Annotated in this window: 8 protein-coding genes and 1 tRNA gene; 7 read left to right on the top strand and 2 right to left on the bottom strand. The window is 46.4% G+C overall.

Translation table 11 applies throughout. The annotated features are described in order from the left end of the window. Positions 1-90: 90 nt before the first annotated feature. Together mmrce1 and E7X57_RS05445 are read right to left on the bottom strand one after the other, a co-directional pair. Positions 91-924, bottom strand: a complete 834-nt coding sequence (mmrce1, locus tag E7X57_RS05450; protein WP_135611398.1) for an MmRce1 family CPBP family CAAX prenyl protease — start codon at positions 922-924, stop codon at positions 91-93. A gap of 267 nt (positions 925-1191) precedes the next feature. Then, positions 1192-1268: transfer RNA gene (locus tag E7X57_RS05445), tRNA-Val, on the bottom strand. A 160-nt stretch (positions 1269-1428) separates the two neighbouring features. On the opposite strand from E7X57_RS05445, the gene E7X57_RS05440 reads away from it, so the two are divergent. The 7 genes from E7X57_RS05440 to carB all read left to right on the top strand — a co-directional run bounded on the left by E7X57_RS05440 (position 1429) and on the right by carB (position 13121). Then, positions 1429-1719: a hypothetical protein gene (locus E7X57_RS05440; RefSeq protein ID WP_135611395.1), complete on the top strand. Its 291-nt coding sequence runs from the start codon at positions 1429-1431 to the stop codon at positions 1717-1719. A gap of 88 nt (positions 1720-1807) precedes the next feature. Beyond that, positions 1808-4162 (top strand): CoB-CoM heterodisulfide reductase HdrA2, encoded by a 2355-nt coding sequence (gene hdrA2, locus E7X57_RS05435; RefSeq protein WP_135611392.1) that lies wholly within the window; start codon positions 1808-1810, stop codon positions 4160-4162. Next, positions 4159-5448: a 4Fe-4S binding protein gene (locus E7X57_RS05430; protein ID WP_135611389.1), complete on the top strand. Its 1290-nt coding sequence runs from the start codon at positions 4159-4161 to the stop codon at positions 5446-5448. Before hdrA2 ends, E7X57_RS05430 begins: the two co-directional genes overlap by 4 nt. 215 nt (positions 5449-5663) lie before the next feature. Continuing rightward, positions 5664-7565, top strand: coding sequence for a Glu-tRNA(Gln) amidotransferase subunit GatE (gatE, locus tag E7X57_RS05425; RefSeq protein ID WP_135611386.1), 1902 nt, complete (start codon positions 5664-5666; stop codon positions 7563-7565). A gap of 15 nt (positions 7566-7580) precedes the next feature. Next, positions 7581-8645 (top strand): PD40 domain-containing protein, encoded by a 1065-nt coding sequence (locus E7X57_RS05420; RefSeq protein WP_135611384.1) that lies wholly within the window; start codon positions 7581-7583, stop codon positions 8643-8645. Positions 8646-8796: 151 nt separating this feature from the next. Next, positions 8797-9894, top strand: coding sequence for a glutamine-hydrolyzing carbamoyl-phosphate synthase small subunit (gene carA, locus E7X57_RS05415; RefSeq protein WP_135612080.1), 1098 nt, complete (start codon positions 8797-8799; stop codon positions 9892-9894). Then, positions 9894-13121, top strand: a complete 3228-nt coding sequence (gene carB, locus E7X57_RS05410; protein ID WP_135611381.1) for a carbamoyl-phosphate synthase large subunit — start codon at positions 9894-9896, stop codon at positions 13119-13121. The genes carA and carB overlap by 1 nt, the downstream gene beginning before the upstream one ends. Positions 13122-13128: the final 7 nt, after the last annotated feature.

The raw sequence follows: 13128 nt of genomic DNA, 5'->3' as shown, positions 1-13128 counted from the left end.
CCTTGAACAAAAAAGTCGATTCGACTTTTGAAAATTCACTTTGAAGGAGGAATGTTACCATTTTTGATCTGATGAAATGTCATGGAACTCTCAGTCAGCTCCTTCTGCAAGATGTTCTCTGGAAAAGAACATTTCCCGATCATATGCGATGATAGCAGCAGCCACAATAATGAGAACCACGGTTTCAATGCACTTTGTGGTCTGGGATATATCCAGGATCTCCTGCGACATATTCACTATAAAGTGAAAAACAATTGCAGCCATGATACTTTTCCTGTTCTTTATGCATATCCAGCTGATTATCATTCCCATGGGGACGATGCTGATAAAGAAGTTCGCACCATACCAGACACTTTCATGGAATATCTCATACTGATAGGAGTTGTTGACAAACATCAGCGGAAAGTGCCAGAGTGACCACAGTATGCTGAAAATAAGCGATGCCTTGAAGTATGTGTGCCGGCTCTGCAAGCTGTCAAAGGCATAACCTCGCCACCCCAGCTCTTCAAAGCCTGCTGCAAGTAAAAGCAACAATAATACAGGGACAAAACCGGTAGAGAAGGAGAAGCCTTCAGCAAGCTGGAACTGTGACGTAGATCCTCCGAACAACAGGGAAATAAAGATCGATGCCAGCACTGAGAGAGGCATTATCAGAATAAATACAGGGAGAATTTTTGGCTGTATAAGTCTTATGTTGATCAACCTGTTGACAAAATCTCTTCTAAGATCCACATTTTTAGACCCGATGATCATAACAATTGAGATAAGAAATGGTGCCATTAGCCCGGGCAGCATAAGCAGCATATATAACCCGTCCCCGCCATCCTGAAAGCTTACATATGCTCCTGCAAACCAGAGAGCATAGGTTATGATAAAAGTTGAAAGATAATAGATGCCGGGTTTGTAATTATAGTTAGGTATCATTTAATTTCTCCTGGTCTTAATTACTGTGGCTTTTGAAAGGGCAATAATATTTGAGCATGTGTATAAATTTAATGTTGAAGTAATAGTAAAAACTTGCTATTAAAATATATATTTTCTGTTTGAACACCCAGATCTCACTTCTGGAGCGCGAAACGAGGTGATGAGCTATGCTCAACACCTCACTGACAGCATAAACGAGCCCTCAATTGGAAATCCAGAATCAAAAAATCAAAGCTCTTCATCTCGAAAATCATCAGAAAATGAACATGGTGGGCCCGAGGAGATTCGAACTCCTGATTCCCGCCGTGTAAAGGCGATGTCATAACCGACTAGACCACGGGCCCCTGTTGCAAATAATGCACATCAATAACCGTTATCATGTAAGTGATTCGGGACGTGCAACCCCTTAATGTAATTAGTTGTATATAGCTTTTTTGTGCAGGCCACGGGATGTGCAGGAATGAATCACAACCATTAATAATAAGTAATGCATACTTGGGTAACATGACCGATACTAACGAAAGTTCTGAAATCGTCCAGCAGAGCAAGCAGCTTGAAGAGTTCAAAGTTGACCTCAACTACAATGAAGAGATGGGGCAAATCATCATCTGGATACCGGTCGGGGACCATGAACTGCGTATCATTACAACCAGTGAGGATGGAAAACTTGATTGTGTTTTTGTCCAGATGCACCCAAGTCCCGAAAAAGCGCAGGAAGCCTATGAGAACTTTGCTACTGCAGATGACATCAGGACTATGTTCACCCTCACAGGCATTGGAAAGAAATGTAAATGATGCCAATTGATGTTAGTACTAATTAATAGTCAAATTTAGATATTCATTACCTCATAAATTAACCAACCTTAAAGAGGAAGCTTGCCGCATGCGAATCGGAGTATATGTCTGTCACTGTGGATTGAACATTGCCAATGTCATCAACATGGATGCACTGCATAAGAAGATCGAGGAGATGGAGGATGTTGCACTTGTAAAGGACATCCAGTTCATGTGCTCTGACTTCGGACAGGAGCAGTTGATCGAGGACATCAAGGAAAACAACATCGACAGGATATTGGTAGCAGCGTGCACTCCAAAGCTCCATGAGACCACTTTCAAGCGTGTCCTCGAAAAAGCAGGGATCAATCCTTATCTTCTGGAGATCGCGAACATCCGCGAGCAATGCTCGTGGGTGCACATGCACAACCATAGCATGGCCACCCAGAAAGCATTTGATCTTATCAAAATGGGCGTGGCAAAGCTCAAGCTGCTGGCTCCATTGCAGATCCGCAAGTTCAAGGCGAACAAGGATGTCCTTGTTATCGGTGGTGGTGTTGCAGGTATCGAGGCAGCCCTGACACTCGCAGACGCCGGAACACACGTCTACATGGTGGAAAAGGAACCGACCATCGGCGGTAAGATGGCATTGCTTAACGAAGTATTCCCCACCAATGACTGCTCAATATGTGTACTGGCACCGAAGATGACAGATGTGCAGAACCATCCGAACATTGAGATGCGGACCTACTCCGAGATCACAGGGATCTCCGGTTCAGTAGGCAATTTTACTGTGAAAGGCGTCCAGAATCCCAGGTATGTCATAGTCGACCGCTGCAAAGGGTGTATAGATCAATGTTCAAACGTCTGCCCGGTGGAAATACCTAATCCATTCGACAGCGGCCTTGGTAAGACAAAGGCCATCAACATGCCAATCCCACAGGCTGTCCCGCAGTCGGCTTACATCAACAATGAATACTGCGTTGGTTGCGGACTTTGCAAACAAGCCTGCCCGGCAGATGCAATCGACTTTAACCTGAAGGAAGAAGAATTCTCGTTTACGGTCGGAGCTGTGATAGTTGCAACCGGTTACCAGGGATTCGATGCAAAACGCAAGGAAGAGTATGGTTACAGCGTCTATCCGGATGTCCTGACCAATATGGAGCTGGAAAGACTGCTCAACGCATCAGGACCAACACGTGGTAAAGTGGTCGTGCCTTCCACGCATGAGATCCCGAAGAAAGTCGCTTTTATCCAGTGTGTCGGTTCCAGGGACGAGACCGTTGGTAATCCCTACTGCTCCCGGGTCTGCTGCATGTCATCCATGAAAAATGCACAGATGATAAAGGAGCGCTATCCCGAAACCGATGTTACCATTCACTATATTGACATACGTGCTGCCGGTGAGATGTATGAGGAATACTATGTACGCACACAGTTAATGGGAGTTAATTTCATCCGGGGCAAAGTAGCCGAAGTACAGCTTGACCCGCAAGGACAGATGCAGCTCAGGTATGAGGACACGCTCGATTGTGCCATCCGAGAGGATCCTTACGATCTCGTAGTCCTGGCAACAGGAATCGAAGCCAGCACTACCTCAGACCCGATAGCAAAGATGCTGAACCTCTCGAAACGACCTGACAGGTTCCTCTCCATTGCACACCCGAAGATGAGACCTGTGGATGCCCACATAAACGGTGTCTTCATCGCAGGCTGTGCTTCAGGACCAAAGGAAATACAGTCATCTATTGCACAGGGAAGTGCAACCGCTGCAAGGTCCACCCGCCTGCTGGCAAAGGGAGAGCTTGAGAACGACCCCTTCAGTGCACATGTCGATCCGGAAAAATGTATCGGATGCCGCATATGTGAAAGTGCCTGCAATTTCAATACTATCAAAGTAATAGACGGGAAAGCAGTGGTAGACGAGATATCCTGCCAGACATGTGGTTCATGCAGTGCATCATGTCCTACAGATGCCATTAACATGCCCCACAGCACCGATGAGCAGATCATAGCACAGATCAGAGCAGCCCTTGAGGTAAAGGACGAGTTCCCGCTTATCATTGCGTTCCTCTGCAACTGGTGCAGCTATGGTTCCGCAGACCTTGCAGGGACATCAAGGATACAATATCCGACAAACGTCAGGATCATCAAGGTCATGTGTGCCGGACGGGTAGACCCGGATTTCGTACTGGAAGCATTGCAGGGAGGTGCTGACGGAGTGCTCGTTACAGGGTGCCGCCTTGATGAATGTCACTACATCCTCGGCAACCATGATGCAAAACACAGGATGGAGAACCTAAAGGAAGTTCTCGATGAGATAGGTCTGAACCCTGCAAGACTTAAGTTGCAATGGATATCCGCAGCAGAAGGAGATAAATTTGCAAAGACCATAGAGGATTTCGTCGACGAACTGACCGAACTTGGACCTGTTGGCTCCGAATTACCGGAGGTGCAGGAGTGAGTGATGAAGAGAAGCCCATGGAAGTCTCAAGAGAGATGGACATACAGGGAAACCACGTACTTTACAAGCTGGCCTCCGATCGGTCTGAAAAGACGCTTGATTACGATTACAAGAGATGTGTTGGCTGTGGCATCTGTGTAAGGATCTGCCCCACAAAGGCACTGGAGCTCGGACCTATCAAGGAAATAGCCACAGGCATGGACGCACCACCTGTGATGATGGACCTTGAGAAATGCACATTTTGCTCTATGTGTGTGAACTTCTGCCCTGTAACAGCGCTGGAAATGAGGACTGAAGGGGACTTCCCTGAAGAAGAGCTCTATCCTGTACTGGAATACAAGGTTGAGATGAACGAGAAATGCGTGCCCTGCTCCCTCTGTGAAGCAGCATGTCCCGAGGATGCCATTGAACTGGAATATACCTTCCCGAAAAAGGAAGAGATAGCTCCGTTAAAAGAGAACGCTGAAGGCGAGATCGAGATAGATACCGATAAATGCAATCTCTGCGGCATATGTGCAGCTTTCTGTGATGCCTTCCTCATGCTGGAAAAGGAGCCGACAGCAACCGACCCCATGCCTTTTGATCAACTTATTGTTGACGAGGACATGTGCGACTACTGCATGCTCTGCCAGGATATCTGTCCCGAAGATGCCATTCGAGTAAAAGGAGAACGTCCCTGCGAACCGCCTGTGGTCTCAGGACATGTGACGGTCGATGATGATAAATGCACACGATGCGGCTGGTGCGATGCGGTCTGCCCTTATGATGCGGTCGATCTGATCAAACCATTCGAAGGTGAGCTGGTACTTGTTGAAGAACACATTGAGAAATGTGACACGCAGGGCTGCCATGCCTGTTTTAACATCTGCCCTTCACACCTATGGTATGTCCCGGAGGACGGAAAGAACATCGCTGCAGTACACGACCTTTGCACTTACTGTGGAGCCTGTGTCAATGCCTGTCCTGTTGATGTGATAAAAGTTGCACGCAGCAAAGTGAATCATACTGATATCCCCGACACACCCTGGGCATCAGAGTGGAAGGATGCTATTGATTCACTCCTCACAAAAGAAAGAAAGCGACCGGATCTTTCAAGAGCACTTGAGGTTGGAACCGAGCCATTGAAAGAGCATGTGGACATCGCGTTCCCCGAGGTCGATGAAGAGATGATGGGAAAAGTATTTGACAGGATGAAAACAGCCAGGGATGTACTTACCGATCCAAAGTTCAGAAGGAAACTGAACAAAGGTGATGCAGGAGATATCCACAGGTCCATGGAAAAGTAAGATCCACAAGGTCTTTAGGTATTCAGCCATAGGAAATGCCTTACCATCAGACACACATATTGTCTTAAGATAAGCTTTAGATCATTATCAAAAATGATTAAAGACAAGTAAAAGGCGATATTCTGACACCAGTAAATAAATAGCAAACAATACTTTTATAACGCCTAACACGTTTTGTTGTCTTAGATCGTGAAAGAGCAATTGGTGATACTTCTATGAGCAAAAAGATCGACTACCGTGAACTTGGATTAAAATGCGGACTTGAGATTCATCAGCAGTTGAACTCAAAAGAGAAACTCTTCTGTAAATGCCCTACTAAGATACGTGACACGGATGAGTCGAACTTTGAATTTTTCCGTTACCTGAGACCTACTGCAAGTGAGATGGGAGAGACCGACAGGGCAGCACTCGAGCAGACAAAGGTCAACAGGAAATATATATATAAAGCATACGACAGCACCTGCCTTGTGGAAAATGATGAGGAACCACCTCGTGAACTTAATAAAGAGTCACTTGACATCGCATTATCAATTGCAAAACTATTGCACATGATACCAGTGGAGCAACTTCATGTCATGAGAAAGATAGTTGTGGACGGATCAAATACAAGCGGATTCCAGAGAACAGCTTTCCTCGCCGGAGGAGGACATCTCGACACTTCCGAAGGAGACGTGGGTGTTGATGTCCTGTGTGTGGAAGAAGAGGCCGCACAAAAGATAGAGGACAAAGGCGATTCTATTCTTTATTCACTTGACAGGCTTGGAATCCCGCTAGTGGAGATCGGTACAGCACCTGACATAATCTCACCAGCCCATGCGAAAGAGACAGCTGCCAATATCGGTATGTTACTCCGATCTACCGGCAAGGTGAAAAGAGGTCTTGGGACCATCAGGCAGGATGTTAACATATCCATTGCAGAAGGAGCACGCGTAGAGGTCAAAGGTGTCCAGGCCCTTGATCTTATCGAAACGATTGTTGAAAGGGAAGCCGAGAGGCAGGTTAACCTGCTTGAGATACGCAGGTCCCTTTTGGAGAGGGATGCAAGCGTCCATGATGAGATCTTTGATGTAACCGACCTGTTCAGCGAAACAGAATCAAAGGTCATAAAGAAATCACTCAAGAAAGGAAAGGTACTGGCAGTCCTCCTGCCCGGGTTTGCAGGTCATGTGGGAATGGAAGTACAGCCCGGAAGACGCCTGGGCACCGAATTCTCCGACCGTGCAAAGACCTCAGGTGTAGGTGGCATATTCCACACTGATGAGCTGCCTAATTATGGCATAACCGAAGATGAGGTCGCCTCATTGCGTGATTTCGTCGGTGCAAAGGAAGGCGATGCTGTCGTTATGGTGGCAGACAAAGAGAAACGGGCAAGAGGTGCCATGGAAAGTGTGCTGATACGCGCACAGGAAGCACTTGAGTTCGTTCCGGAAGAGACCAGACGTGCACTTCCTGACGGTAACAGCGCATACATGAGACCACTTCCAGGTGCATCAAGGATGTACCCGGAGACAGATGTACCACAGGTGGAGATCAGAAAGGAGTACTTTGACACTATCGAGATCCCTGAGCTTCTCACAGAAAGGGCAAAGAGGTTCAGCAAAGATTACGGACTCAACGAGGAACTTGCAGAGAAGATCGCATATTCACAGGACCTGACGCTTTTCGAGGAATTGATGAGCAGGTTCAACAATGACAAGAATGTCACTGCAACTCTTATCGTGACCACACTTACAGGACTTGTCCCGGAACTCAAGCGTGATGGTGTGGAGGTCACGAAGATCAACGACGACCACTTCAAACAGATGTTCGAGATCATCTCTTCAGGTGATGTTGCCAAAGAGGGCATGGAACAGATACTCCGCTATGTTGCAAAAAAACCAAAGGTCAATATCCGGGACAGTCTGGAAGATCTTGGGCTTACAGGCATTGATACATCACAGATCGAAGAGTTTATCGCAAAGATCGTGGAAGAAAGACAGGACTTTGTGAAAGAAAAGGGACCAGCCGCCGTAGGTCCCCTCATGGGAATTGTCATGGCCGAGTTCCGTGGAAAGGTTGACGGAAAGGTTCTCAGTGAACTCCTGAAACAAAAGATTAATGAGTGTATTAATACATAATATTTGTTAGATATTATGACACTTGGGAGAAATAACACTGGTACATTAGTCTTAAAGATTGCATTGATCGCGTCGATACTATTGATATCAACAGCTTTAGCAGGTGCTATAACAATAGAAGAGACAGAACAACTGACCTTCGATGTCAATCAGAGAACACCAGCATGGAGTCCTGATGGAAAGCTGATCACATATTCTTCAGAGCAGGCCATCTGGGTCATGAATGTAGACGGCTCTGAACAGATAAGAGTATATGATACCATTGCATGGGAAGGAGAACCCTCATTTAGTTCGGACGGAAAATTCATCTATTATGCTACAGAACACGTCCAGCCACTCTCTTCCAAGTTCATCAGTATACGTGTGGTAGAGCTTGCGGACAAAAGCAACACCTCACAGATAACGCAAAATGCTGATAAAAGAGAACCAGTGATGAGTCCTGACGGAACAAAGATAGCATACCTATCCAAGGTCTCAGGTAACTATGATATCTGGTTAATGAACCCTGATGGTAGTGAGAGCAGGCAGATAACCGATTCATCCAGTAATGAAGGGGCACCTTCCTGGTCACCTGAAAATGACATGCTCGTATACTCACTGGAAGGGAAACTCTGGACCGTAAACCTCACTAGCCGGGTTCCGGAGATCCTCCGAAATGATACTTTTGTGAACACACATCCTGTTTTCAATCCTGATGGCACAAAGATAGCATTTGTATCTGACAGGTCTGGAAATTCCGATATATGGGTGATGAACTCAAATAGTCTGGGCATAGAACAGATAACATTTGATAATTCGACTCAGACACACCCTGCCTGGAGTCCTGAAGGTGACAAAATAGCATTTTCATCGAACGAAGGTGGTGACTATAATATCTGGACGATCACACTTTCAGACACTGATGAACCAATTGAGCTGGGACTCGATAAAGAATTGATAATCGAAGAAGAAAAGTTAGACATAATAAAAGATCTGGAAGACTTTATAACAGAATCACCTTTAAGAACACTCATTATACTATTCGCACTCTCAGTCGTTATAATAGTGATGTTCCTCAGGAACTTCCTGAGAGGACTGTAAGAACAGTCCTTTAATTTTCTTTTTAGTTCTATTAGCTTTTATTACCCTATTATTTTAGAATCAATAGTCCTACCAATTACATCTGTTTTGAAAGTTGTAGATTCCATCGTAACGCTTATAGCCTATTCATGACATGTATTCGCAGGTTCGGATGATGGCTGCAGTAATAGGATTAGAAGATGGAACAATTTTAAAAGGTACTGGTTTTGGTGCCGAAGGTATCGTTTGCGGAGAACTTGTTTTTACTACCCAGTACACAGGATATGAGGAGTCTCTTACAGACCCGTCCTATACTGGTCAGATATTAATGTTCACGTACCCTTTGATAGGGAACTATGGTGTCAATAAGGAAACTTTCCAGTCAGATGGCGTAAAGGCCGAAGGTCTTGTGGTAAGGGAAGCCTGTCCTTCTCCAAGTCACCACCTTTCCACACGTAATATCTACAAATTAATGGAAGATGAAGGTAAGCCGGGAATTTCCGGAATTGATACCCGTATGCTTACTATAGGTACCAGAGAACATGGTACCATGCGTGCTGCATTGATAAACGGCAGCGATGATGGTGAAGAAGCTGTCAGGCTGGCAAGGGAACAGCCCGACATCTCAACCCTTGACCTTATTTCCAGGGTCACCTGCAAAGAGCCATACACAATAGAAAGTCAGGTAAAGACCGCTGACAAAAAACACGTTGTGCTCTTTGATCTTGGTATGAAAAAGAACATCTCTTTAAGTCTTCTGAGAAGAGGCGTAGATGTTACAGTAGTGCCTGCCAACACACCTACTTCTGTGATCGAGGATTACAACCCTGATCTGCTTTTCCTTTCCAATGGGCCGGGAGATCCACAGAATGCACAGAATGCTATTGATGTTGTCAAGGATCTGGCAGGAACAATGCCAATATCAGGTATCTGCCTTGGACACCAGGTCATCTCAAGAGCACTTGGAGCAGATACATACAAGCTCAAATTCGGACACCGCGGAGCAAACCAGCCGGTAAAGGATCTGGAATCCGGAATTGTCCACATAACATCACAGAATCACGGATTTGCTGTTGAAGGTGACTCATTCGATGATACAGATGTGACTGTTACACAGATCAACACTAATGATAATACAGTAGAGGGTATCGAACACAACGATCTTGACATCTTCAGTGTCCAGTACCATCCGGAAGCACATGCCGGACCAAGGGACACGGAGAAAATATTCTTTGGAAAGGTCATGAAAGCTATGGGAGGCAGGATATAATGGCAAAACGAACAGATATTAAAAAGATCCTGCTGATAGGCTCCGGACCGATCATGATCGGACAGGGAGCAGAATTCGATTTCTCAGGAAGCCAGGCTTGCAGGTCATTAAGAGAAGAAGGATATGAAGTAGTCCTTGTAAACTCCAATCCGGCAACCATAATGACAGATCCGGAGATGGCAGATGCTGTTTACATTGAACCCCTTGAAGCAAAGATAATCGCAAAGATAATCGAGAAGGAACGCCCCGACGGTATCATTGCAGGTATTGGTGGTCAGACCGGACTAAACCTTACAAGTGAGCTTGCTGATCTGGGAGTTTTCGAAAAGTTCAATGTCGAACTGCTTGGAACATCCCTTGAGGCCATCAAGAACACCGAGGACCGTGAGCTTTTCAAGAAGAAGATGGAAGAGATTGGGGAAAAGGTCCCGAGAAGTGTGGCAGTTTCCACACTGAAAGAAGCTGAAGCGCTCATTGAAGAGCTCGGACTTCCACTTATCATTCGTCCCGCATACACCCTTGGTGGTGCCGGTGGCGGTATCGCATACACAAGAGAACAGCTTCTCGAGATCAGTGAAAGAGGACTGCGCCGCAGCAGGATCAATCAAGTGCTTATCGAAGAGAGCGTACTTGGCTGGAAAGAGTTCGAATACGAGGTCATGCGTGACTCCAATGATACATGTATCGTTATCTGTAACATGGAGAATCTTGATCCAATGGGAGTTCACACCGGTGAATCCATTGTTGTAACACCATCCCAGACACTGAACGATATCGAACACCAGATGCTGAGGACAGCAGCTATCAAGATCATCCGTGCTTTAGGAATTGAAGGTGGATGTAACATCCAGTTCGCTGCAAAAGACGGTGAATACAGGATCGTAGAGGTCAACCCGCGTGTTTCAAGATCATCAGCCCTTGCATCAAAGGCAACAGGTTACCCGATCGCCAGGGTAACGGCTAAGATCGCTATCGGCATGACACTGGACCAGATCCTCAACGATGTCACAAAGAAGACACCTGCATCCTTTGAGCCTACCATTGACTACGTAGTTACAAAGATCCCAAGGTGGCCTTTCGACAAGTTCGTGACCGCGGACAAGACATTGACAACCGCTATGAAGAGTACCGGTGAGGTCATGTCCATCGGACGCACCATCGAGGAATCACTCCAGAAAGCAGTCCGTTCCCTTGATATCGGAATGAAGTTCGGAAGCAAGACATGGGATCAGGCAGAAACCAAAACCCTGCTAAAAACACCTACCAGTGAGAGGCTTTTCGTTATCTTCGATGCATTGAAGAATGGTATGAGCGTTGAAGAGGTCTCGGAACTCTCAGGTTATGATATATTCTTCGTAACAAAGATCAACAACATCGTCGAGATGGAGAAAGAACTTGGGAACAGGCTTTTCGCAGGTGAGCCGGACATTGAGATGCTCAGGTCTGCCAAGCAGATGGGATTCACCGATGACAGGATCGCAGAACTCACAGGCAAGAGCCGCGAGGAGATCAATGACCTTCGCCGTGAGAACATCAGTGCTACCTACAAGATGGTAGATACCTGTGCTGCAGAGTTCGCTGCAGAGACTCCTTACTATTATTCATGCTACGAGACCATGTGCGAAGACCAGCCAACCGACAGGAAGAAGATCCTGATCCTTGGTGCAGGTCCGATACGAATTGGTCAGGGTATCGAGTTCGACTACTGTACTGTCCACGCTGTCACAGCTATCCGTGATGAAGGTCTTGAGGCACATATCATCAACAATAACCCTGAGACGGTATCAACTGACTACGATACATCCGATAAGCTGTTCTTTGAGCCTCTGACACTCGAGGACGTCATGAACGTTATCGACCGTGAGAAACCATACGGAGTGCTTGTCCAGTTCGGTGGACAGACATCTGTCAACCTTGCATTACCACTCCAGAAAGAGCTCGATCGTCGTGACGACATCGATACGATAATTCTCGGAACATCTCCGGAAGACATCGACATGGCAGAGGACAGGGAGAAGTTCAACCTGATGATGAGCGAGATTGACGTTGCACAGCCGGAAGCAGGTTATGCAACATCCCAGGAAGATGCTATTGAGATCGCAACACGCATCGGATATCCTGTGCTTGTCAGGCCATCATACGTTCTCGGTGGACGTGCAATGGAGATCGTCTATGAGCAGTCAGACCTTGAACGCTATATGAGAGAAGCAGTACGTGTATCCCCTGAACACCCGATACTTATCGATGACTTCCTTGAAGGCGCGATCGAGATCGATGTGGATGCTGTCTGTGACGGCAAGGACGTGCTTATCGGTGCTATCATGGAACACATCGAAGAAGCAGGCGTACACTCCGGCGACTCTGCATGCGTGATCCCGCCATACTCACTCTCCGAAGAAACACTTGCCACAGTACGTGATTATACCCGCAAGATCGCACTTGTGCTCAATGTTAAGGGACTTATCAACATACAGATGGCAGAGCAGAATGGCAAGGTCTATGTGCTTGAAGCAAACCCACGTTCCAGCCGAACGATCCCATTCGTATCAAAAGCTGTAGGAGTTCCACTTGCCAAAATAGCTGCCCAGGTCATAATCGGACATACACTTGAAGACCTTGGTTATACAGAACTTGATGAGACAGCTGTAAAGCATTACTCCGTCAAGGAAGTATTACTTCCATTCGACAAATTGCCAGGTGCAGACCCTGTGCTCAGCCCTGAAATGAAGAGTACCGGAGAGGTCATGGGAGTTGACTATGATTTCGGACGTGCTTTCTTCAAGGCACAGATCAGTGCAGACAATATACTGCCACTTAGCGGTTACGTTTTCATGTCCATCAGACAGAACGACAAGGAAGCTTTTGTTGAAACCGCCCGCAAGATGCAGGATGCAGGGCTTAAGCTCATCGGTACCAAAGGTACTGTGAACTTTTTGGCCGAGAAAGGCATCAATATGGAAGCGGTGATGAAAGTGCATGAAGGCAGCCCTAATGTCATCGATATGATGCGCAGGGATGAGGTCGCACTCATTGTGAACACGCCAACAGGAAGGCAGTCACGAAAGGACGGATACACTATCCGCCGTGCAGCAGTGGACTTCAAGGTGCCGTATATCACCACGATCCAGTCTGCAAAAGCTGCGGCTGATGCTATTGTCTCAATGAAGGAAGGAGACCTTGCCATCAAGTCCATCAATGAATATCACAAAGAGATCGTCAGGAACTAATTATCAA

This window comes from Methanococcoides sp. AM1 (assembly GCF_900774055.1).
In the GTDB taxonomy this organism is placed as follows: domain Archaea; phylum Halobacteriota; class Methanosarcinia; order Methanosarcinales; family Methanosarcinaceae; genus Methanococcoides.
This window is presented reverse-complemented; position numbering and strand designations above follow the sequence as displayed.